The 22,593-nt window shown below is 39.3% G+C and carries 26 protein-coding genes and 5 tRNA genes; 20 read left to right on the top strand and 11 right to left on the bottom strand.

All coding sequences use genetic code 11. The annotated features are described in order from the left end of the window. Window positions 1-309 precede the first annotated feature (309 nt). Entirely contained in the window at window positions 310-615 is a 306-nt protein-coding gene (locus B9Y87_RS12160; RefSeq protein ID WP_085499592.1) for a GIY-YIG nuclease family protein, read from the top strand. 182 nt (window positions 616-797) lie between these two features. On the opposite strand, the gene B9Y87_RS12155 is transcribed toward B9Y87_RS12160, so the two are convergent. The 11 genes from B9Y87_RS12155 to B9Y87_RS12105 all read right to left on the bottom strand — a co-directional run bounded on the left by B9Y87_RS12155 (window position 798) and on the right by B9Y87_RS12105 (window position 9,746). Then, window positions 798-1,013: a hypothetical protein gene (locus B9Y87_RS12155; RefSeq protein ID WP_085499285.1), complete on the bottom strand. Its 216-nt coding sequence runs from the start codon at window positions 1,011-1,013 to the stop codon at window positions 798-800. A gap of 9 nt (window positions 1,014-1,022) precedes the next feature. After that, window positions 1,023-1,787 (bottom strand): tryptophan synthase subunit alpha, encoded by a 765-nt coding sequence (gene trpA, locus B9Y87_RS12150; RefSeq protein WP_085499284.1) that lies wholly within the window; start codon window positions 1,785-1,787, stop codon window positions 1,023-1,025. Between the two features lie 49 nt (window positions 1,788-1,836). Further along, window positions 1,837-3,018: a tryptophan synthase subunit beta gene (trpB, locus tag B9Y87_RS12145; protein ID WP_085499283.1), complete on the bottom strand. Its 1,182-nt coding sequence runs from the start codon at window positions 3,016-3,018 to the stop codon at window positions 1,837-1,839. A 56-nt stretch (window positions 3,019-3,074) separates the two neighbouring features. Next, window positions 3,075-3,725 carry a phosphoribosylanthranilate isomerase gene (locus tag B9Y87_RS12140; protein WP_085499282.1) on the bottom strand — a complete coding sequence of 217 codons (651 nt, stop codon included), beginning with the start codon at window positions 3,723-3,725 and terminating at the stop codon, window positions 3,075-3,077. Window positions 3,726-3,727: 2 nt separating this feature from the next. Beyond that, on the bottom strand, window positions 3,728-4,513 hold the full coding sequence (gene trpC / locus B9Y87_RS12135; protein ID WP_085499281.1) for an indole-3-glycerol phosphate synthase TrpC: 786 nt from the start codon (window positions 4,511-4,513) through the stop codon (window positions 3,728-3,730). A 31-nt stretch (window positions 4,514-4,544) separates the two neighbouring features. Beyond that, window positions 4,545-5,540: an anthranilate phosphoribosyltransferase gene (gene trpD, locus B9Y87_RS12130; protein WP_085499280.1), complete on the bottom strand. Its 996-nt coding sequence runs from the start codon at window positions 5,538-5,540 to the stop codon at window positions 4,545-4,547. Between the two features lie 86 nt (window positions 5,541-5,626). Then, window positions 5,627-6,247: an anthranilate synthase component II gene (locus tag B9Y87_RS12125; protein ID WP_085499591.1), complete on the bottom strand. Its 621-nt coding sequence runs from the start codon at window positions 6,245-6,247 to the stop codon at window positions 5,627-5,629. Window positions 6,248-6,330: 83 nt separating this feature from the next. Continuing rightward, a complete protein-coding gene (locus B9Y87_RS12120) occupies window positions 6,331-7,728 on the bottom strand; it encodes an anthranilate synthase component I family protein (protein ID WP_085499279.1) in 1,398 nt (465 codons plus the stop codon). 281 nt (window positions 7,729-8,009) lie between these two features. Then, entirely contained in the window at window positions 8,010-8,588 is a 579-nt protein-coding gene (locus B9Y87_RS12115; RefSeq protein ID WP_085499278.1) for a YceI family protein, read from the bottom strand. Between the two features lie 38 nt (window positions 8,589-8,626). Further along, the gene (locus B9Y87_RS12110; protein ID WP_085499277.1) at window positions 8,627-9,259 is read right to left on the bottom strand and encodes an NAD(P)H-dependent oxidoreductase; all 633 of its coding nucleotides are present in this window, start codon (window positions 9,257-9,259) and stop codon (window positions 8,627-8,629) included. Between the two features lie 40 nt (window positions 9,260-9,299). Then, the gene (locus tag B9Y87_RS12105) at window positions 9,300-9,746 is read right to left on the bottom strand and encodes a MarR family winged helix-turn-helix transcriptional regulator (protein WP_085499276.1); all 447 of its coding nucleotides are present in this window, start codon (window positions 9,744-9,746) and stop codon (window positions 9,300-9,302) included. 211 nt (window positions 9,747-9,957) lie between these two features. On the opposite strand from B9Y87_RS12105, the gene B9Y87_RS12100 reads away from it, so the two are divergent. From B9Y87_RS12100 to rplK, 19 genes are all read left to right on the top strand, one after another. Beyond that, window positions 9,958-10,269 carry a rhodanese-like domain-containing protein gene (locus tag B9Y87_RS12100; RefSeq protein WP_072863312.1) on the top strand — a complete coding sequence of 104 codons (312 nt, stop codon included), beginning with the start codon at window positions 9,958-9,960 and terminating at the stop codon, window positions 10,267-10,269. A gap of 108 nt (window positions 10,270-10,377) precedes the next feature. Then, the gene (locus B9Y87_RS12095) at window positions 10,378-11,661 is read left to right on the top strand and encodes a DUF2851 family protein (protein WP_085499275.1); all 1,284 of its coding nucleotides are present in this window, start codon (window positions 10,378-10,380) and stop codon (window positions 11,659-11,661) included. A 9-nt stretch (window positions 11,662-11,670) separates the two neighbouring features. After that, window positions 11,671-11,898, top strand: a complete 228-nt coding sequence (locus tag B9Y87_RS12090; protein WP_031444841.1) for a PspC domain-containing protein — start codon at window positions 11,671-11,673, stop codon at window positions 11,896-11,898. Window positions 11,899-11,900: 2 nt separating this feature from the next. Beyond that, window positions 11,901-12,908 carry a potassium channel family protein gene (locus B9Y87_RS12085; RefSeq protein ID WP_085499274.1) on the top strand — a complete coding sequence of 336 codons (1,008 nt, stop codon included), beginning with the start codon at window positions 11,901-11,903 and terminating at the stop codon, window positions 12,906-12,908. Window positions 12,909-13,004: 96 nt separating this feature from the next. Continuing rightward, complete coding sequence (locus B9Y87_RS12080; RefSeq protein WP_085499273.1) at window positions 13,005-15,071, top strand: amino acid carrier protein; 2,067 nt, start codon at window positions 13,005-13,007, stop codon at window positions 15,069-15,071. A 259-nt stretch (window positions 15,072-15,330) separates the two neighbouring features. After that, window positions 15,331-16,242 carry a ComEA family DNA-binding protein gene (locus tag B9Y87_RS12075; protein WP_085499272.1) on the top strand — a complete coding sequence of 304 codons (912 nt, stop codon included), beginning with the start codon at window positions 15,331-15,333 and terminating at the stop codon, window positions 16,240-16,242. A gap of 38 nt (window positions 16,243-16,280) precedes the next feature. Beyond that, entirely contained in the window at window positions 16,281-17,420 is a 1,140-nt protein-coding gene (locus tag B9Y87_RS12070) for an acyl-CoA dehydrogenase family protein (protein WP_085499590.1), read from the top strand. A 68-nt stretch (window positions 17,421-17,488) separates the two neighbouring features. Beyond that, the gene (gene rpsU, locus B9Y87_RS12065; RefSeq protein WP_031444836.1) at window positions 17,489-17,683 is read left to right on the top strand and encodes a 30S ribosomal protein S21; all 195 of its coding nucleotides are present in this window, start codon (window positions 17,489-17,491) and stop codon (window positions 17,681-17,683) included. A gap of 100 nt (window positions 17,684-17,783) precedes the next feature. Further along, window positions 17,784-18,674 (top strand): tyrosine-type recombinase/integrase, encoded by an 891-nt coding sequence (locus tag B9Y87_RS12060; protein ID WP_085499271.1) that lies wholly within the window; start codon window positions 17,784-17,786, stop codon window positions 18,672-18,674. 46 nt (window positions 18,675-18,720) lie between these two features. Beyond that, the gene (gene hpf, locus B9Y87_RS12055) at window positions 18,721-19,023 is read left to right on the top strand and encodes a ribosome hibernation-promoting factor, HPF/YfiA family (RefSeq protein ID WP_031444834.1); all 303 of its coding nucleotides are present in this window, start codon (window positions 18,721-18,723) and stop codon (window positions 19,021-19,023) included. 98 nt (window positions 19,024-19,121) lie between these two features. After that, window positions 19,122-19,195: transfer RNA gene (locus B9Y87_RS12050), tRNA-Thr, on the top strand. A 165-nt stretch (window positions 19,196-19,360) separates the two neighbouring features. Beyond that, window positions 19,361-19,442, top strand: a tRNA-Tyr gene (locus B9Y87_RS12045). A 92-nt stretch (window positions 19,443-19,534) separates the two neighbouring features. Further along, window positions 19,535-19,607, top strand: a tRNA-Gly gene (locus B9Y87_RS12040). A gap of 178 nt (window positions 19,608-19,785) precedes the next feature. After that, window positions 19,786-19,857: transfer RNA gene (locus tag B9Y87_RS12035), tRNA-Thr, on the top strand. Window positions 19,858-19,911: 54 nt separating this feature from the next. Then, entirely contained in the window at window positions 19,912-21,099 is a 1,188-nt protein-coding gene (gene tuf, locus B9Y87_RS12030; RefSeq protein WP_085499270.1) for an elongation factor Tu, read from the top strand. A 70-nt stretch (window positions 21,100-21,169) separates the two neighbouring features. Beyond that, a tRNA-Trp gene (locus B9Y87_RS12025) sits at window positions 21,170-21,242 on the top strand. 93 nt (window positions 21,243-21,335) lie between these two features. Then, window positions 21,336-21,524, top strand: coding sequence for a preprotein translocase subunit SecE (gene secE, locus B9Y87_RS12020; RefSeq protein ID WP_072863295.1), 189 nt, complete (start codon window positions 21,336-21,338; stop codon window positions 21,522-21,524). A 10-nt stretch (window positions 21,525-21,534) separates the two neighbouring features. Continuing rightward, window positions 21,535-22,086: a transcription termination/antitermination protein NusG gene (gene nusG, locus B9Y87_RS12015; protein ID WP_072863294.1), complete on the top strand. Its 552-nt coding sequence runs from the start codon at window positions 21,535-21,537 to the stop codon at window positions 22,084-22,086. Between the two features lie 69 nt (window positions 22,087-22,155). Beyond that, window positions 22,156-22,593 carry a 50S ribosomal protein L11 gene (rplK, locus tag B9Y87_RS12010; protein ID WP_031444830.1) on the top strand — a complete coding sequence of 146 codons (438 nt, stop codon included), beginning with the start codon at window positions 22,156-22,158 and terminating at the stop codon, window positions 22,591-22,593.

Here is a 22,593-nt window from a genome sequence, read left to right as displayed (position 1 = left end):
TTTAGTGATGACTTTTATTGGCTGTCTGCCTAGTTGATTAAGTTGTCATTCCTGCGCAGGCAGGAATCTAGGTAGGTCTGTGTTTTAACGAAATATTATTTCTCGTGATTATGTGAGTGACAGTCTTCAGGAATGGCTTTTGTCAGTTCTATCCCTGCTTGTCCAAATTGTCTTTCCTGCACAGGCTGGAATCCACTCTAATATTGGAATACAACCAAATCATTCTTTGCCAATTTTGTATTATCTTAAATGTACAATTTCAAATGTCTGCCTAATAATTATCTTACGAAGTGGAGAAAAGGAGGTAAAATGCACAAAACCATTCATCAATACTACATCTATATTCTAACAAACAAAAAGAATGGAACCCTGTACATTGGAATGACCAACGATTTACAGAGAAGAATTTATGAGCACAAAAACAAATTAAATGATGGCTTCACCAAAAAATACAACTTGGATAGACTTGTTTATTTTGAAAATCATCAATTTGTTGACGATGCAATAAAGCGGGAAAAAAATCTTAAAAATTGGAAACGTGACTGGAAAATTAACTTAATTATAAAAGATAACCCTCAATGGGAAGATCTTGCATCTAATTGGTACGATCAATAATGGATTCCTGCCTGCGCAGGAATGACAATAATGGTGCAATTGATTACAGCAATAAGACGAAGTTCACCAAAAAATACCTGTTCCAAACTATGATAATGTTTTATAAGGATTACCTGGTATTAAATGGATGTCATTCCTGAGCAGGCAGGAATCCGACAAGGTGGTGTAAATGCAGTAGTAACTTACTTTTTAAGGACTTTTATGACCAATAGCCTAATTAGCAAAACAAACGGAAATCCATGGAGAATCACATCAAACCAGTCCATGGGTTTCATTCCGGCAGCCCCGCCCATTATCCATTTTACCTTACCGAGGATGTGGGGTTCTGGAAAATAAGGTGCCAGGCCAAGGGTAAGGCACAAAAGAAGAACTATTTTCCAATTATTTATAATGTCCATCGCTGTGGTTTATTTTCGAATTCCCTTCACGAAATCGCCAATTTTGTCAACACCATGTTGTGTCAGAAATTTAATAAAGGCCGATCCAATAATGGCTCCCTTTGCTTGTTTGGTAGCTTGCAGAAAGGTTTCTGAATTGTTGATGCCAAAGCCGACAACCTGTGGGTTCTTCAATTTCATATCCGCAATCCGCTCAAAGTAGGTTTCTTGATTATTTCCAAAACCATCCTGGGACCCGGTAACGCTTGCGGAACTTACCATATAGATAAATCCGTCTGAGGCTGTATCGATTTGACGGATACGGGCGTCGCTGGTTTGTGGGGTTATCAAGAAAACATTTACAAGGCCATATTTTTTAAAGATGGTTTCATAATTTTCCTGATAAACGTCCAATGGCAGATCGGGCAAAATAAGTCCGTCTATTCCTATTTCCTGACATTCTTTACAAAATTTCTCTACCCCATATTGTAGCACAGGATTGAAATATCCCATAACGATCAGGGGTATGGAAACAGATTTCCGGATATCTTTTAACTGCTGGAATAATAGCGCGGTGGTCATTCCATTCTTTAATGCTTGGGTAGAACTGGCCTGTATGGTGGGGCCATCCGCCAAAGGATCGCTGAACGGCAATCCGATCTCAATCATGTCCACACCATTTTTTTCAAGATCTTGAATAATTTTTACCGTATCGTTTAAAGAAGGGTAGCCCGCGGTAAAATAAATGGACAATATTTTTTTATCTTCTTGTAATTTTTGATGTATTCTGTTCATTCTAAAATTATTTTTTGCATTCCCACTAAGTTGGCAATGTACATATAGCTTACAGCTTAAAATATTTTATATAGGTGTCCAAATCCTTATCGCCACGTCCCGAGAGATTAAAGACTACGACCTCCTCCGGCTGGAATTTTCTGGTTTCCAGAATGGCGAACGCATGTGAGGATTCAATGGCAGGAATAATCCCTTCCAATTTGGATAATACCATCCCGGCCTGCATAGCTTCATCGTCCGTGACAGCAATGAATTCGGCCCTGCCCGTTTTGTATAGATGGGCATGCATTGGGCCAACCCCAGGATAATCAAGTCCTGCAGAAATAGAGTACGGTTCTGTGATCTGTCCATCGGTAGTTTGCATCAATAAGGTTTTACATCCATGGATAATCCCCATTTTACCCAAGACGGAGGTTGCAGCACTTTCACCGCTATCCACACCAAGGCCTGCCGCTTCCACAGCTATGATGCCAACTTCCTTTTCATGTAGAAAATGATAAAAGGTGCCTGCAGCATTACTGCCACCACCTATGCAAGCGACTACGTAATCTGGATTTTCCCTACCTTCCTTTTCTTTCAATTGCCATTTTATTTCCTCGGAAATAATGGACTGAAATCGGGTTACCATATCAGGGTATGGATGGGGACCAATAGCCGATCCAATAATATAATGGGTATCCACAGGATTGTTGATCCAGTCCCTAATGGCCTCATTGGTAGCATCTTTTAGGGTTCTGCTTCCGGACTTAGCCGGCCTTACCTCTGCTCCGAGCATTTTCATGCGGGCAACATTGGGAGCCTGTCTGGCGATATCTATCTCTCCCATATATACAATACACTCCATTCCCATAAGGGCACATACCGTTGCAGTTGCAACGCCATGTTGACCGGCACCCGTTTCGGCAATGATCCTGGACTTGCCAAGGCGCTTGGCCATCAAGATCTGACCAATGGTATTATTGACCTTATGTGCACCGGTATGATTTAGATCTTCACGCTTTAAATATACCTTGGTGTTGTACTTTTCTGATAAACGTTTTGCAAAATAAAGGGGAGAAGGTCTGCCTACATAATCCTTCAATAATTGATCGAATTCCTTTTTAAAAGATGGTTCGGCCATTATTTTTAGATATTGCTGCCTGAGGTTTTCAACATTGGGATAGAGCATTTCAGGAATAAAAGCTCCTCCAAATTCTCCGTAATATCCCTTTTCGTCTACGTTGTAATTCATAGTTTTATTGTATAGTATTCAGTACCGAGTATTAAGTATTGTGTACGGGATTCCCACTACTCATTGCTTAATACTTCTTTAAATTCCTTCAATTTTTTAATATCCTTTAATCCTGGTTCGGATTCAAATTTGCTATTGACATCAATGGCGTGACAATATTTTGATTCCGGTCTTTGTTGAAATTCCCTAATTTTTCCAATCTCGTCCAAACCAATGCCTCCACTTAGGAAATAGGGTTTGGTAGAGGGGTAATTTTTCAACACTTCCCAACTGAAGGTAAATCCGTTGCCCCCAGGTAATTTACCCTTGGTGTCAAAAAGAAAATAGTCACATACATTTTCATAGGGAGTCAAAATACTAAAATGAAAATCATCTTTAATAGAGAAAACTTTAATGATTTCTATACTGGATTCCTCTAAAGCCTTGGAACGGTCGTTGTTTATTGTTTTTAGGTCGTTACAGAATTCCGGACTTTCGTTTCCATGCAACTGTACGGCCTGTAAATCATAAGTGTCTACTTTCTTCAAAATTGCTTCAAGGGGAGCATCTACAAATACACCTACTTTTTTTATGGAGGCGGGTAATCTGGGAATAGTTCCTTCAAAATACCTTTTGGAGGGTTCCCAGAATATAAAACCAAGATAATCTGGATCAAGGGTGGCTACCTCCAAGGTATTCAATTTCATTCCACACACTTTCAGTTTCATGGCTATTGTTTTATCGATTTAATAAATTGAAGGGCGCTTAGTCCAGGATTATCGGTTTTCATAAAATTCTCCCCAATAAGGAACCCTTTATAGCCATATGGTTTTAACTCTTGTATGGCCTCCGTAGAACTAATTCCACTTTCGGAAACCTTCACAAAATCGTCCGGAATTAATTTGGATAAAGCTTTACTGGTATCCAAGCTTACTTCAAAAGTCTTTAAATTCCGATTGTTCACTCCCAACATGTCCAAACTGGGCATAATGGATTTATGTAATTCCTCTTCGTCATGGACCTCCAACAAAACATCCAAGTGCAATTGTTTGGCCAATTCGGACAAAGTCTTAATTTCAGCCCTGGTCAATATGGCTGCAATCAACAATATTACATCTGCGCCATGTGCCTTGGCCTCCAACAATTGATATTCGTCAATGATGAATTCCTTGCGGAGCAACGGCATTTGCACAGATGCCCTGGCTAGCAGTAGGTCGTCCAATGATCCACCAAAATATTTCCCATCTGTTAAAACAGACATGCCACAGGCTCCAGCTTTTTCATAGCCGACCGCTACATCGGCGACACTGTTGTTTTGATTTATGACCGACTTGGACGGAGACCTCCTTTTGTGTTCCGCAATTATCCCACTATTACTATTTCTAAGGGCATTGGCCAAGGAAACGGTAGGTCTATGAAATAATACGGAAGCTTCCAACTGGGAAACCGGGATAATGGATTTTTTTAAATCCACTTCCTTTCTTTTATCCAAAACTATTTTATCCAGTATATTCATGATACTATAAAGTTGGCTTGGGTAAAGCCGATTATAATTGACTCAAGGCCTGTAATTTTTTTAATGCTGCAAGTCCTTTTCCACTCAATAGTGATTCCTTGGCTTCCTCAAAGCCTTCCCTTGGACTAACCCCTTTGACCGTTGCAATGGCAATACCCGCATTGGCACAGACCACATTATTTTGTGGCGTAGTACCTTTTCCTTGTAAGACATTAAGAAAAACCTGAGCGGATTCTTCAATACTTTCTCCCCCAACTATATCTGAGGCGGAAATGGCTTCAACACCAAAATCCGATGGTTTTAACATCCCTTCGGATTTGTTGGTAATGGTTTTGGTATTTCCGGTCAATGAAATTTCGTCATAACCATCCAAGGCATGCAATACCGTAAAGTTCTTATCGGTCTTTTGGTATAGGTAACCGTACATTCTTGCCAATTCCAAATTAAATACCCCAACCATTTGGTTTTTTGGGAAGGCTGGGTTCACCATAGGCCCCAACATATTAAAGAAAGTTTTTACCCCCAATTCCCTACGTATAGGAGCTACATTTTTCATGGCTGGGTGAAATAACGGGGCATGTAGCACACAAATACCTGCCTCATCTATACATTTTTCAAGAAATCCGGCCTCATTACTAAATTTAATACCCAAGAATTCCATAACATTGCTGCTGCCACACTTTGAGGATACACCATAGTTGCCGTGTTTGGTTACCTTAACATCGGCCCCTGCCGTTACGAAACTGGCCAAGGTAGAAATGTTAAAGGTGTCTTTACCGTCACCGCCGGTACCACATAAATCTATGGGGTTGTATTGTGATAGGTCCACTGCCAAGCAAAGCTCCAACAATGCATCCCTAAAGCCTTCCAATTCTTCTATGGTAACACTGCGCATCATATATACCGTTAAAAAGGCGGCAATCTGACTTGTGTTGTAATCTCCTTTGGCAATATTGACCAAAACCTGTTTTGCATCCTCTTTTGGAAGTACATCGTGATTGATCAGTTTGTTTAAAATATCTTTCATAAGTCTCTCTCCAACCCTTTTAAAATGTAAGGGTTTTTTTGGTTATAATTTTTATTTGTCCAATAGCTTATAATTTGTTCTCCAATTTATAGACGGTTAGGGGAGGCCACCCAGTTCTCCAATATTTTCTTACCATGTGGTGTCAATACCGATTCTGGATGAAACTGTACCGCACTAACGTCATATGTTTTGTGGCGCAAGGACATCACTTGTCCATTCTCATCTAAGGAGGTGGCTTCCAATACTTCTGGAAGTAGGGGGTCAACTACCCATGAGTGATAACGACCCACCTCAATTTCTTTTGGCAATCCATTAAAAAGAATATCGTCTTTAACAATATTTATTTTGGTTGCTATTCCGTGGTAGACCTGGTCTATATTGACCAATGACCCTCCAAATACCTCGGCAATGGCCTGCTGACCCAGGCATACTCCAAAAATACTTTTTGATGGCGCATACATGGCTATAATTTCTTTTAGAAGACCTGCTTCATCCGGGATGCCCGGGCCTGGGGAAAGAACGATCTTGTCAAAAGCCTCGATCTCTTCCAAGCTTATTTGGTCATTTCTTTTTACGGTTACGACGCAATCCAAATCCTCTAAATAATGGACAAGGTTGTAGGTAAAACTATCGTAATTGTCTATTACCAATATGGACTTTCCTTCTCCTTTGCCCGCGGATTTGGTGTTTGATTTATTATCTTTCATAATTTGATGTTCTTTATTGAACATTTATATTGATCTATTCATATGTCCCGATATGAAAGGACATGGAAAATTAATTGATGTTATTATATGGTTTCCGCTATTTCCAAGGCTTTGGTCAGGGCTCCCAATTTGTTATAGGTCTCCTGTAGTTCATTTTCGGGATTGGAAGCGGACACCAAACCGGCTCCGGCCTGGTAATGCAAGTGATGATTCTTGCTTAAAAAGGTTCGGATCATTATGGCATGGTTGAAGTTTCCGTTGAAATCCATAAAGCCTATGGCTCCACCATAATATCCCCTACTGGTTTTTTCATATTTCTCAATAAGTTGCATGGCCATGTGTTTTGGGGCCCCGCTTAAAGTGCCTGCAGGAAAGGTATCGGCAACAACTTTCATGGTTGGGATGTCTTTTTTCTTTAGACCGGTAACTTTGGATACCAAATGTATAACATGTGAGAAAAATTGAACTTCCCTATAGTTTTCCACTTTAACCATGGTACCGTTGCGACTTAAGTCGTTTCTTGCAAGATCAACCAACATAACGTGTTCACTGTTTTCCTTGTCATCTATTTTTAATTTTTTGGCCAATTCCGCATCCTGTTCGTCATTCCCTGTTCTTTTGAAGGTTCCTGCAATAGGGTGAATTTCGGCCTTCCCATCCTTAACAATTAATTGGGCCTCGGGAGAACTTCCAAAAATTTTGAAATCCCCATAATCAAAATAAAATAAATATGGAGATGGGTTAATGGATCTCAGCGCCCTGTATACGTTGAATTCGTCGCCCTTAAATTCTTGGGAGAACCTTCTGGATAATACCAATTGAAAAACATCACCTCTATTGCAATGCTTCTTCGCCAATTCTACGTGCTCTTTATATTCCTCATCCTTTAGATTGGATACTGGATTTCCTTCTTTGGAGAAATTGTAGGAGGCAAAATTTTTGGCGTTGAGAATTTGTTCTATTTCCCCAATATTATTATCGGATTCATAGCAGTGTGCAAAAATGTAGGCTTCGTTTTTAAAATGGTTTATAGCCACTATATTTTGGTAAACGGCATAATAGATGTCCGGAATAGAGATACTGTTCTCTTTTTTTGAAATGTCGATGTCTTCAAAATACCGCACTGCGTCATAGGCCATATACCCGAACAGGCCATTGTTTATAAATTTGAAATCGTTGTTCTGGGATTCAAATTTTTGACTAAAATCATGCAAAATACCAGGGATGTCCGTTTGTGGATCAATGCTGGTTTTCTCAATGGAACCGTCAGGGAATTGTTGGGTGACCGTCTCGTTTTCTACTTTTATGGAAGCAATGGGGTTGCAGCATATATAGGAAAAACTATTGTCATTGGCATGATAGTCACTACTTTCCAGTAGAATACTATTGGGGAAACGATCTCTAATTTTTAAATAAACACTTACAGGGGTAATGGTGTCCGCAAGTATTTTTTTGTGATGTGATACTAACTGATATTTCATGTTAATTCTTTTGATTGCTACTCTCTGCCAATGGGTTCTATGATTTCTATGATAAACGAAAAAAAGGCTTGTCGTGATGACAAGCCTTTTATATAGTTATACTACAATGGTGCTATGCTCACGATGTTTTTCGTAAGTTGTTCCACCACCAAGTTTTTGATAACATGTTTTTCATTGCAGGCCAAATATAAGAAGGAAATTCAAATTTACAAACCTGTGTTACGTAAAAAATAAAAAACCCCACAATTGTGAGGTTTTAAACACTGTTGTTTGGGTGTTTTTTAGAATACCAGATCCACTACTAGATCAAATTCGTCATAAATGGTCTTGTCCCCTAAATTATCGAAAAAACTTCCGGAACCATATTTAACATCGTACAGGGATCGGTCCACTTTCATAGTAGCGGTAGCCTTGTTGCCATATATGGAGATGTCAAAAGTTACAGGGTTGGTTTTACCTTTTATAGTAAGATCCCCGGTTACCTCATAAGAGTTTTTACCGGTAGCTTTTACACTGGTAAAGACCAATTTAGAAGTAGGATGTGCGTCAACTCCGAAAAAATCATCGGATTTTAAATGGCCTTCCAACTTTCCTTTGTATTCACCTTGAAGATCATTTGAAACCAAAGTGGGCATATCCACCACAAATTCACCTCCTGTTAATTTATCCCCGTCAAAAATTAGGGAGCCGGATTTAAGGGCAATCGTTCCATGATGGGATCCAGTAACTTTATAACCTTTCCAAGTTACTGTACTTTCCGTTGTTTTTACTTGTTTTACTTCGTTGTCCACGGGAGTGGATGCCATGGTAGTTACACCTGTAAATACTGCTAAAACCAAACTTAATGCACTTTTTTTCATAATTCCAATTTTAAGATAATGTTTGTTAATGTTCCTGTTTATATAAAAGTAATTAGACTTTCTTTGTTTTTACGAACTTTTTTATAATGTTGTGTTTGATCTTCCTGAGACCTATAGCCAATGGCTACTAGAACCGCTGCGTTGAGGCCTTTTTTGGACAAACCGAGTATTTCGTTGAATTGGGCACTATCAAAACCTTCCATAGGACAGGTGTCTATTTTTAAATCGGCTGCGGCCGACAATAAATTCCCCAATGCAATATAGGTTTGTCTAGCGGTCCATGTGGCTTTGGCCGATTCAGATAGCGGCATTAATTTTGACTTCATAAAATCTGAGTACCCTTGAAGATCATTGGATGGAATACCACGTGTTTCACTTACATTTTCCAGATAATCATCTACCAATTCTTCGCCAAAATTAGACTGGTTGGCCAAAACTATTAAGTGGGAAGCCTCTGTTATTTGCGACTGCCCCCAAGCTGCTGGCTGTAATTTGTTTCTCAATGCAGCATCTTCTATAACCAATATTTCATATGGTTGCAATCCATAAGAGGATGCACTTAAGGAAGTGGCTTCCAATAAAATTTCTAAATCTTTTTGGGACACTTTCTTGGAAGTGTCGAACTTCTTGGTGGCATAGCGCCATTTTAAATTGTCTATGTATGAATTCATTTTTTGAAGGTATTAATTATTTGAACTTGTTTTTATTTTCTTAAAATTTATCCAGTAATTCATTTATGGATCTTAAATCCTCCATGGAAAAGTTTTGCAACAGTTTTTCCTCGGTTTCTTTCAGGGCTACATCCATTAAGGCTAGTGCGCTTTCACCCTTGGAAGTTATATTTATTTCTACTTTTCTGCGGTTACTTGGGCATACCATACGATCTACATATCCCTTAAGTATCAACTTGTCTACTAGTCTAGTGGTATTGCTCATCTTGGTCACCATTCTTTCATTCAAGGTAGAAAGATTGGCGGGTTTGCCTTTTTGGCCTCTAAGAATTCGTAAAACATTAAACTGTTGCAAGGATACACCATGGGGTTTAAGTGCAGCTGTCATCATTTCATTGATCTTGGCTTCAACAAGACTTAAATGGATAATGGTCCTACTTGTTATAGGGATTTGTTTCTCGGTTTTAATAATTTTTTCTACATTCATGTCGTTACAACAATTGTATATACAAATGTAAGGGTTTAATTAAGATCTCCAGCATTGCTGGTGATAAAAATTTGTTAAATAGTGACATGCTTGTTTATAAGGGTACATTGGGATACTTTGTCTTGCGACTGGCTTCCTTATATATTTGTGCTTTAAATATTGGATGATTTTTTTTAAAAGCATTATTTTTGGGGATTAAAGAATAACAAAAATGGCAGATTTATCACAAGAGGAGTGGAGTGAACAATTTGAAAACGACGAGAATGCCTTCTTGTTGGATGTTAGGACTCCGGAAGAGGTTGAGGAAGGTTATATACCAAATGCAACCAATATAGATATTTATTTGGGGCAAGAGTTTGTTGCCGAACTGGAAAAGTTGGATAAGAGTAAGAACTATTACGTTTATTGTAGGTCCGGACAACGCAGTGGCCAGGCATGTGCCATTATGAACAAGTTGGGTTTTGAGAACGCTTACAATTTGGTAGGCGGGTTTATGAACTGGGAAGGTGAAGTAGCGGAATAACATTTTTAAGGGTAGGCCTGGCAATTAAGGTCTAACGTACTTCTTGGCAGAAAGTATCTAACTTTAACGCAACCTTGTGGAGTATGGGTTTTTTCTTTACATTGGATTATGCGGGAAGATCTTTTGCATTTTATTTGGAAGTATAAAAAACTTCAATTGGAGGATTTAAAAGGCTCCAACAATGAAGCCATTCAGATATTGGATGTAGGATCCCATAATCTTTTATCCGGGCCGGATTTTTTAAACGCCAAGATTCAAATAGATGAACAACTGTGGGCCGGCACGGTGGAGATGCATATTAAGTCTTCCGATTGGTACGCGCACCATCATGAAACAGACCCCAATTACCAAAACGTAATACTTCATGTAGTTTGGGAGGACGATTGTGACGTCTTTAGGAGCGATAATACGGTTATTCCCACATTGGTACTTAAGGATTATATCTCATCCGGTCTCCTAAAGGAGTATCACAAATTGTTCTTTCACAAAGAGTCATTATTTATTAATTGTGGAAATGGAATTGGTGATACTTCTGACTTTGTATTACAAAATTGGTTGGAGGTGCTCTATTTTGAACGTTTGGAAAGAAAAACGAAATTGGTGGTACAGCTTTTAAAGACCTTCAATAACGATTGGGAACGCGTTTTTTTTGTATTGCTTTTTAAAAATTTTGGACTTAAAATTAATGGTGAGCCCTTTTTTGAAATTGCCAATCGACTTCCTTTCCAGGTAGTGCGCAAAATACAGGACAACATACTTCCATTGGAAAGTTTGTTCTATGGCTTTGCCCGATTCTTGGAAGATGATATTGTTGGAGATAATTACTACGCTAGTTTAAAAAAGGAATTTTCTTTTTTAAAAGCCAAATACCTTTTTTTGGACCCACCGCATCAGAAGCCCGAGTTTTTTAAACTACGCCCATCCAATTTCCCTACGATTAGACTTTCCCAGTTGGCCAATTTGTATGTGTTGCACCAAAACTTATTTAGTAGGGTTATCAATGCCAAAAGTGTCGAGGAAATTTACTCGGTTTTTAACGTTTCTGCAAGTGGGTATTGGGACAACCATTATACTTTTGGAAAAGTCTCCAAAAAAAATGTCAAAAAACTTAGCAAGAAGTTTGTGGATCTGTTGATCGTCAATACGATTCTTCCTGTAAAATTGAGTTATGCGAAGCATATGGGAAGAGATGTGCCAGACGAGATAATAGATATTATTTCTGGTATTGCATCAGAAAGCAATACAGTTATTTCTAGGTTTAAGTCGCTCAAATTACAATTGCCCTCGGCCAAGGAAAGTCAGGCCGTTATACAGTTGTACAATGAATACTGTACAAAAAATAAATGTTTGCAATGTGCGGTGGGCCATCAATTATTAAATAGAAAATCCTAATTTTAAGGCATGAACATTTTTTATACGGTACTGTATTATTTTCAGAAAAGAGGATTTGAGGTTTGTAGACGAATAGCGGAGCGTTTGGGCATACGTACCAGAGTAGTTCGTACCTCCTTTATATATCTTACCTTCGTTACCTTGGGCTTTGGATTTGCCCTTTATTTGTTTATGGCTTTTTGGCTAAGGATAAAGGACTTGCTATACACCAAAAGAACCTCTGTTTTTGATCTTTAAGTATGATAAGACTTTTTCGCTCCCGAATGTATTTGGCGTTGGCTTTATTGGTCATGGTCCTGTTGTTCGGGGTATTGGGGTATAGGTACCTATCGGACTATACCTGGATAGACGCCTTTTATATGACCATTATTACGGTTACAACCGTTGGTTTTTCTGAGGTACGTCCGTTGGATGCCGAGGCAAAAATATTTACAGTCGTTTTAATTGTAACAAGTGTATTTATATTTGCGTTCGCAATTTCAGTAATAACCGAATACATCCTAAGTCGAAATGCGCTTCAACTTCTAAAGAAAAAAAAGGTGAAAAATAAAATCAACAGTTTAAGCAAACATGTAGTTATTTGTGGTTTTGGCAGAAATGGAAATCAGGCTGCGGAAAGGTTAAAGGCTTATAACCGGCCCTTTGTGGTTATTGAAAAAAATAGGGAAGTCATAGAGAAGTTTGAAGACGAGATCCTTTTTGTTGAAGGTGATGCCAATGAGGATGATACTTTGATAGAAGCTGGGATAGAAAGGGCCCAATACCTGATTACGGCCATGCCCGATGATGCTGCCAACCTATTTGTGGTACTCTCCGCCAGGCAATTGAACAAAAATTTATTTATTATTAGTAGGGCTTCCCAAATAACTTCCCAAAAAAAGTTAAGGTTAGCCGGGGCGGACAAGGTAATTATGCCCGATAAAATAGGAGGGGATCATATGGCCTCCTTAGTGGTAATACCGGACCTAATTACCTTTATGGACAAACTATCAACGGATGGGAAAAATACTACCAATTTGGAAGAGGTCACCATAGAAAGTTTTATGACCAAGATAGACAAGCATTCTTTGCGCGATCTGGATTTGAGAAGGAAGACGGGCTGTACCATAATTGGATATATTGAGCCCAATGGCAATTATATAATTAACCCAGAGGCCGATTTAAAATTGCAACCTCAGGGGAAAGTTATTGTATTGGGGAGACCGGAACAAATAAAAAAATTAAATGAAATGTTCCATATAGATTGAGTATAGAAACAATTATATTTGATTCCAAGCATTATTTTTAGGATATTGCCGGGATATTTAAAGCTAAACCAACAAAATTAACTTTTCAAGCTACTTATGAAGAAATATATATCATCCATTTTTTTACTGTTTACGTGTGTAATGTTTTCCCAAGAACTTATTGTAAAGGAATCTATTTACAATCCTTCGAACAACATTAATGATGGTGTTGTAAAATTGGAGGTTGACGGTGGTACCCCACCTTATCAGTATAAATGGAGTAATCAAAACACCCCGCTATCAGCTAATCAAGCCACAAATCTTATAGAGGGCCTTCCTTATACCGTAACCATTACCGATGCCAAGGGGTTGCAGGTTACCAAGGTCTACAAAGTACCTACCGAGGCAATTACTGAATTTTTTAATGGAGTTATGACACCTGCAGTTAGTGCATTGGGGTCCGTACTGTTTTGGGATCCTTTTGCCGCCATTGGTATTTATGATCCCGTGGTATATGCGGATGTGAAACGTATTGGAATCCCAGGTTGGTCACCTGATACTAAGGATAAGTTTATTTTAAAGCAGTGGTTGAAGCCTGAAGGTCAAAAAGTAAAAAAAGGGGATGATATTGCAATTATCTCCAAAAGTAATGGTACTACCGAAACAATAACTACACCCGTCAGTGGTCAATTAAAATATTTGGCCAAGGAAGGAGGGGTGATATACAATTCGGAGAATACGGAACATGTAATTGAACAAGGAGCTCATTTTTTGGCAGAGGTGAAATATGATGAGCCAGTTGTTATAACCCATCCCAATGGTGATCCACAGCAAAAGGCTATTCCATTTATCGTAATTTGGTTGGTAATAGGAGCTATTTTCTTTACGTTGAGAATGGGCTTTATCAATTTTAGGGGGTTTAGACATTCCATTGATTTGGCCAAAGGTAAATATGACGATCCGGATGCCCCGGGACAGGTAACACATTTTCAAGCCTTGGCGACTGCCGTTTCCGGTACGGTGGGACTTGGTAATATTGCTGGGGTAGGGGTGGCCGTTTCCCTAGGAGGTGCTGGTGCAACTTTTTGGATGATTGTCTGCGGTCTTTTGGGAATGTCTTCCAAATTTGTGGAGTGTACCTTAGGGGTTAAATACCGTAATATACTTCCTGATGGCCGTGTTTTTGGAGGTCCAATGAACTATTTGCGCTATGGTCTGGAGAAAAGGAATCTAAAAGGTTTAGGTAAGGCGCTTGCCGGCCTGTTTGCCGTATTAGCGGTGGGGGCTTCCTTTGGAGGGGGAAATATGTTTCAGGCCAATCAATCTTTTGAACAGCTTTCCGGGCAATTCCCTGCATTACAGGGCAATGGGTTTTGGTTTGGAGTAATTACGGCAATTCTTGTAGGAGTGGTAATTATTGGTGGAATTAATAGTATTGCCAATGTAACCGGAAGGGTAGTGCCAATTATGGCTTCTATTTATATTCTGGCTGCCTTAACGGTAATCATCATCAATATAGAAAATATTGGCCCTGCATTTGCGGCCATAGTGGATGGGGCTTTTAGTCCAAGTGCGCTCAAAGGAGGTGTTATAGGAGTTTTGATCGTTGGTTTTCAGCGGGCCGCATTCTCCAACGAGGCCGGGGTTGGTTCAGCGGCAATAGCACATAGTACGGCGAAGACAAACCATCCGCCTTCAGAAGGTTTTGTGGCGCTCATGGAGCCATTTATAGATACCGTCGTGGTATGTACTTTAACCGCCTTGGTTTTAATATTTACTGGAATGCACGAAGTGGAGGGTATGGCAGGCGCCCAATTAACCTCGGATGCCTTTGGTAGTGTACTTTCATGGTTTCCATATGTATTGGCCTTAGCGGTATTTCTGTTTGCATTTTCAACCATGATTTCCTGGTCCTATTATGGGATGAGGGCTTGGACCTATCTTTTTGGGAAAAGCAAAAAAGTTGAGTTTGTGTATAAGATGTTGTTCCTTGTTTTTGTGGTGGTAGGTGCTTCTGTAAGTTTAGGGGCAGTATTGGATTTTTCGGATATGATGATTTTGGCCATGTCCTTTCCAAACATCATCGGACTCTATCTGATGTCCGGTGAGGTGAAAAGGGATCTTGACGACTATTTGGTAAAACTCAAGGCAAATATGCTTTACAAAAAAAAGGGAAAGGCATAATTAAAAGCCTAGTATAAAAAGTATTAATCCCATCTTTAATTCCGTAAACAGGAATGAGGTGGGATTTTCTTTTTAATACAGTTAAGTAATACGGTCTTATTTTACTATATTTAGCTAATAACTAGCCCGGTATTGGGGGAGGTTGACATTTTGAATTTAGCCGCTTTTATAGCGATGCCTTAGTAGCAGTAAGTAGTAATGGTCTTTAGGTCTTATACTGTGAAAATGAAAAGTGCTTTTAAGATATTAAGTTTGACTCGTGAACAGAAAATCGTTTAAATCCCACTTTAAGTTCAATAAACAGGAGCGAAGTGGGATTTTCTTTTTATTGTTTCTTATAGTTATTTTCCAAATCGTATATTTTGTCGTTAAATCCTACCCTGCGACGGAAAAGGTCAATTCCTTTTTGGAGGATGGGGAATACCAGGTAAAAATCGATGAACTAAGAAGTCGCAACCAAGAGAAGGATTCCATCGCTGTATATCCATTTAATCCTAATTTTATAACAGATTACAAAGGTTACGTTTTGGGTATGTCTACAGAGGAAATAGACCGTTTACATGTATTTAGGGCTAAAAACCAGTTTGTAAATTCTGGGGAGCAATTTCAGAAAGTAACATTGATATCCGATTCCCTATTGGAACGTTTACAGCCCTATTTTAAGTTTCCCGAATGGACTCAAAAAGGAAGTAAGGAGGCGTTCGTTAGCGATGTGTCCCACTCTTCAATGGGATCGGAATCCGTGTCGGGTTACAATTCCATTAAACCTGGTAAAGTCAAGGATCTTAATACTGCTACCGCAGAAGAATTAAAGTCCGTGAATGGAATTGGGGAAAAGCTGTCCCAGCGCATTGTGAAATTTAGGGATCGCTTGGGAGGTTTTTTGGTTGAGGAGCAATTAGGGCACGTTTATGGCCTGGAGCCGGAGGTGGTTGCAAAAGTTCTTAAAGACTACAGGATATTGAATAGTCCGCCTATATCAAAAATCAATATTAACCAAGCTACACCAAGGGATATCTCAAAACTTGTTTACATAAAATATGAAGTGGCAGCGCGTATTGTGGCTTTCAGGGAAGCGAACGGGGGCATTGCTACATTTGACGATTTAATGGAAATCGAAGATTTCCCTTCGGATAGATTAGATATAATTAAGTTATATTTGCAATTATAAAAAAATTGCGAATAATGGTTATTGATACCCCTTCAACAATGAGTTTTGATTACTCTGAAACTCAACAAATGGTGGCTGCCTCTGCCAAGGAGTTTGCTGAACAATATATTAGGCCTTATGTAATGGATTGGGATGAGGCCCAAACATTTCCTGTTGAGGTTTTTAAGAGGGCCGGGGAAATGGGTTTTATGGGGGTTTTGGTCCCTGTGGAGCTGGGTGGTTCCGGCTTGGGTTATCATGAATATGTTGCTATCATTGAGGAGATTTCCAAAGTAGATCCTTCCATAGGATTATCGGTAGCAGCGCATAATTCCTTGTGTACCAATCATATTCTTAGTTTTGGCAATGAGGCACAAAAGAAAAAATGGATTCCAAAATTGGCTTCTGCCGAATGGATTGGGGCCTGGGGCCTTACGGAGCACAATACCGGCTCCGATGCCGCAGGTATGAGTACTACTGCCGTCAAGGAAGGCGACTCCTGGATATTGAACGGAGCCAAGAATTTTATTACCCACGGTAAGAGTGGAGATATTGCAGTAGTAGTGGTAAGAACTGGTGAGAAAGGGGATAGTCATGGCATGACCGCCTTTGTAGTGGAAAAGGGCACACCTGGCTTTAGCAGTGGAAAAAAAGAAAACAAGCTCGGAATGAGGGCTAGTGAAACCGCTGAATTGGTATTTGATAATTGCAAGATTCCGGATTCCAATAGATTGGGGGGTGTAGGTGAAGGATTTGTGCAATCCATGAAGATTTTGGACGGTGGAAGAATATCCATTGGAGCTTTGTCCTTGGGAATATCCAAAGGTGCTTACGAAGCCGCCCTGAAATATTCCAAGGAGCGGGTGCAGTTTGGAAAGCCGATCAGCCAATTTCAAGGTATTTCCTTTAAACTTGCGGACATGGCCACTGAAATTGAAGCCTCGGAATTGCTTTTGCACAAAGCGGCTTTCATGAAAAACGAAGGTCGTAATGTTACCAAATTGGGGGCTATGGCCAAAATGTATGCTTCTGAGGTATGTGTAAAAGTAGCTAATGAGGCAGTGCAGATACACGGTGGATACGGATTTACCAAGGATTTCCCCGTAGAGAAATTCTATAGGGATTCCAAGTTGTGTACTATTGGGGAAGGTACCACTGAGATACAGAAAGTGGTTATTGCCAGAAAAATTTTAAAATAATTATTTGTAATTCATTTTTAAGGTATATATTTGCAGCCTTAATCACAAAAGAGAGGAGGTTATTGCCCATGTTAATAATACCAATAAAAGAAGGAGAAAACATCGATAGAGCTTTAAAGCGTTTCAAGCGTAAGTTCGACAAGACAGGTACAATGCGACAGTTGAGAAAACGTCAGCAGTTTACTAAGCCATCTGTAGAGAACAGAGCGAAGATTCAGAAAGCTCAATATATTCAAGGTCTTAGGGATAAAGAAGAAATCTAGATCTACTTGAATTTATAATAGTATAAAAAGTTCCACTTCATGTGGGACTTTTTTTTTGTATCCTACACTTAGCAGGGTTTATCTTTTGTAACTTTGGGTTATGTCCATAGAATCATTTATTTCCTATTTGTCACTGGAGAAGAACTATTCTCCGCATACCACAACGGCATACCGGAATGATTTGGTGGAATTTAAAAATTATTGTAGGCAGCAGTTTCAACTTGAGGAAATTAACCAAATATCCTACAACCTCATTAGGAGTTGGATAGTTAGCCTGGTAGAATCAGGTGTCTCCAACAGGTCTGTAAATCGTAAAATTGCATCCTTAAAGGCGTATTATAAATTTCTCTTGAGAGTTGGAATTTTGACCATTAACCCCTTGGCAAAGCACAAAGCGCTCAAAACTTCAAAGAAAATAGAGATTCCGTTTTCCGAAATTGAGATGGAGAATGTTATTTCCCAAATTCCTTTCGAGAATAATTTTGAAGGCAAGCGTGACAAGTTGATAATTGAATTACTTTATACCACCGGAATTAGACGCGCAGAACTGATAGGTCTTAGGGTTAAGGATGTGGATTGTAAGGCCGGGACAATAAAAGTATTGGGGAAGCGAAATAAGGAACGGATCATTCCGCTTTTGGAGACGACCAAGGAATTGTTCTTGGAATATAATCTGGAGCGTAGCAGGTTGAAAGCAGTAGAGGATGAAGCCTATGTTTTTCTTTCTGGCAAAGGCAATAAAATCTATGAAACGCTTGTTTATAGAATTATAAATAAGTATTTTAGTTTAGTGTCGGCCAAGGTGAAAAAGAGTCCGCATATTTTAAGACATACCTTTGCCACACATTTGCTAAATAAGGGTGCGGATTTAAATTCCGTAAAGGAATTATTGGGGCATTCCAGTTTGGCGTCAACACAAGTATATACCCATAATAGTATTGCGGAATTAAAGAAGGTACATTTCTCCGCTCATCCTAGAAGTAAGAAGTAGTACGGTCTTTGTCTTTTATTGTTTAACTCTTTTAAAACTTCATTCTATGAAAGTAAATGCACAATCGGTGAATTTCACTGCAGACGGAAAGCTTATTGACTTTATTCAGGCAAGATTAAATAAAATGGAACTGTTTTATGACAAGGTAATTAGTTCTGATGTATATCTTAAGGTTGAAAACACAAGTGCCAAGGAAAATAAAATTGTGGAAATCAAGGTGTTGGTTCCTAAAGATAAGTTTGTGGTAAAAAAACAATGCAAGTCCTTTGAAGAGGCTGTGGACACGGCATGTAGTTCTTTGGAACGGAAGTTGGTTAAGCGAAAAGAAAAAATAAGATTAAATGCTTAAAAAAATTATTAAAAAATGTTTTGATTAAATAAATAAATATCTACATTTGCAGTCCGTTAGAAATAGCGGACTTTTTTTTGAGGAAAAAAGTAACAAAAGCCGATGTAGCTCAGCTGGCTAGAGCAGCTGATTTGTAATCAGCAGGTCGTGGGTTCGAGTCCCTCTATCGGCTCAAAAAGAAAGCAGAAATAGTGTTATTTTTGTTTGAAATTTTGATAAAGGGTTGAAAAGTGATCGGGACGAAAAGTTTGTCCCGGGCTTAGGGGAGGGAAGTCCTTCTATCGGCTCTAAAAAAAAAGAAAATTTATATTTTCTTAGGTTCTTTAAAATATGGTTTGGGGAGATACTCAAGCGGCCAACGAGGGCAGACTGTAAATCTGCTGACTACGTCTTCGCAGGTTCGAATCCTGCTCTCCCCACAAAAGGCCTTGAATGGTCTTTGTATGAAAATACAAAAAGTTTTTTTTGAAATGATGAAATTAATTTTTAGGTTTGCCTAAAAATTATAAAAGCGGGAGTAGCTCAGTTGGTAGAGCGTCAGCCTTCCAAGCTGAATGTCGCCGGTTCGAACCCGGTCTCCCGCTCTAAATTTTAAAAGCAAAAGCTCCTTTGATGGGGCTTTGCGCAATTAAAATTAAATGGACAAGATTTAGTTATCCTGTCCTGAGCGACGCCGAGGGTAAACTTCGTCAACGCTCTTAAACTTTGGGTATAGGGTTATAGTTTTAGATTGGGCCTGGCCCAATGGTTAAAATTAAAGATGCCGGTGTAGCTCAGGGGTAGAGCGTTTCCTTGGTAAGGAAGAGGTCATGAGTTCAAATCTCATCATTGGCTCAATTAAGGCATTATTTGTACACTAATATAAACTAAGAATTAAAATTAACAAACATGGCAAAGGCAACATTTGATCGTTCCAAACCGCATTTAAATATAGGTACTATTGGACACGTGGATCACGGTAAAACTACATTGACTGCTGCGATTACTACAGTATTGGCAAACGCAGGACTTTCTGAAATGAGAAGTTTCGATTCTATCGATAACGCTCCAGAGGAAAAGGAAAGAGGTATTACTATTAATACTTCACACGTAGAATACTCTACCGCGAACCGTCACTATGCTCACGTGGATTGTCCAGGTCACGCGGATTACGTAAAGAACATGGTTACTGGTGCTGCCCAGATGGACGGTGCTATATTGGTTGTTGCTGCTACTGATGGTCCTATGCCACAAACTCGCGAGCACATCCTTTTGGGTCGTCAGGTTGGTATTCCAAGAATCGTTGTTTTCTTGAACAAAGTGGATATGGTTGATGATGAGGAGCTTTTGGAATTGGTTGAAATGGAAGTGAGGGAATTGCTTTCTTTCTACGAGTACGATGGTGACAATGGTCCTGTTATTTCTGGATCTGCCTTAGGTGCACTTAACGGTGAGCAAAAATGGGTTGATACTGTAATGGAGTTGATGGATGCTGTTGATAACTGGATCGAATTGCCAACTAGGGATGTTGATAAGCCTTTCTTGATGCCTGTTGAAGACGTATTTACAATTACAGGTCGTGGAACTGTTGCTACTGGACGTATTGAAACAGGAGTTGCGAATACTGGAGATCCGGTTGAGATCATCGGTATGGGTGCTGAGAAATTAAACTCTACAATTACTGGGGTAGAGATGTTCCGTAAGATATTGGATAGAGGTGAAGCTGGAGATAACGTGGGTATCCTTTTGAGAGGTATTGAAAAATCTCAAATAAAAAGAGGAATGGTAATCTGTAAGCCAGGTTCTGTTAAGCCGCACGCTAAATTTGAAGCTGAGGTGTATATCCTTAAAAAAGAAGAAGGTGGACGTCACACTCCATTCCATAATAACTACCGTCCTCAGTTCTATGTAAGAACTACCGATGTTACTGGTACTATCAATCTTCCAAGTGGAGTTGAGATGGTTATGCCTGGGGATAACCTTACTATTACTGTTGACTTATTGTCGCCAATTGCACTTAGCGAAGGTTTGCGTTTTGCTATCCGTGAAGGTGGTAGAACAGTTGGTGCAGGTCAGGTTACCAAGATATTAGATTAATATTTTAGTATAGTATTGTTTACATTGAGGGTGTCTTGCTAAAGCGGGATACCTTTCAATGTAAATATAAACGGGTGTAGCTCAGTTGGTAGAGCACTGGTCTCCAAAACCAGGTGTCGGGAGTTCGAGCCTCTCCGCCCGTGCAAAATATAATGGGTTCTTTTCTGATTGGGATGATGTCGTCAGTATTTTTTTAAGGCCTTGTTTTATAGTTAAGAAAATAAATTTTTCGCAGCATGATTACATATATAAGAGAATCTATAGACGAACTTAGGAATAACGTTACTTTACCTACAAGGGCGGAGTCTTCCAACTTGATGGTAATCGTAGCGGTATTTTCTATAATTTTTGCGCTTGCGACTTGGGGTGTTGATAGTTTGTTTAGTAAATTGATACAACTGTATTTCAATAACATAATCAATTAAGTAGCACCGTATGTCAGAAGTATTGGATAAGAAATGGTATGTTGTAAGGGCTGTAAGTGGTCAGGAAAACAAAATTAAGGGCTATATAGAGGCGGAAGTTGCTAGGCTTGGTTTTGAAGACTATTTGGAAGAAGTTCTTGTTCCTACTGAAAAAGTGGTGCAAATAAGGAACGGAAAAAAGATTAATAAGGAACGTGTTTATTTTCCTGGATATATTATGATCAAAGCTAACCTTGGTGGTGAAATGATTCATATTATCCGTTCTATTACCAATGTTATTGGTTTTTTGGGTGAGACCAAAGGCGGGGATCCCGTTCCTTTGAGAAAGTCCGAAGTGAATAGAATGCTTGGTAAAGTGGATGAATTGGCGGTTAAGACCGATAGTGTTGCCATACCATTTGTATTTGGTGAGACCGTGAAGGTTATTGATGGTCCATTCAATGGTTTTAACGGAACCGTTGAAAAAATTAACGAAGAAAAGCGTAAGCTGGAAGTTATGGTGAAAATTTTTGGAAGAAAAACACCATTGGAACTCAGTTATATGCAGGTAGAAAAAGTTTAGTAAGAACTGTTACATAGATAAAAGAAGTGTTGCTTCCAAATTAACACTCTTTAAATTTAATTTTAAACAATGGCAAAAGAAGTAAGTAAAGTAGTTAAACTACAAGTTAGGGGAGGTGCAGCGAATCCGTCGCCACCGGTTGGACCCGCTTTAGGTGCTGCCGGGGTCAACATTATGGAGTTCTGTAAGCAATTCAATGCACGTACACAGGACAAACCAGGCAAAGTATTGCCAGTGGCGATCACGGTTTATAAAGACAAGTCGTTCGACTTTGTTGTAAAGACACCGCCGGCGGCAGTTCAATTAATGGAAGCGGCTAAGATTAAAAAAGGATCTGGCGAGCCTAACAGAAACAAGGTTGCAAGTGTATCTTGGGACCAGATCAAGTTGATCGCTGAAGACAAAATGGTAGATCTTAATGCCTTTACGGTAGAATCGGCAATGAGTATGGTTGCAGGTACGGCAAGATCTATGGGTTTAAAAGTTGCAGGCAACAGACCTTTTTAA

This window comes from Arenibacter troitsensis, from assembly GCF_900177645.1.
Taxonomy (GTDB): Bacteria; Bacteroidota; Bacteroidia; order Flavobacteriales; family Flavobacteriaceae; genus Arenibacter; species Arenibacter troitsensis.
The sequence above is the reverse complement of the archived record's forward strand: the minus strand, read 5'-3'. Positions and strand labels throughout refer to the sequence as shown.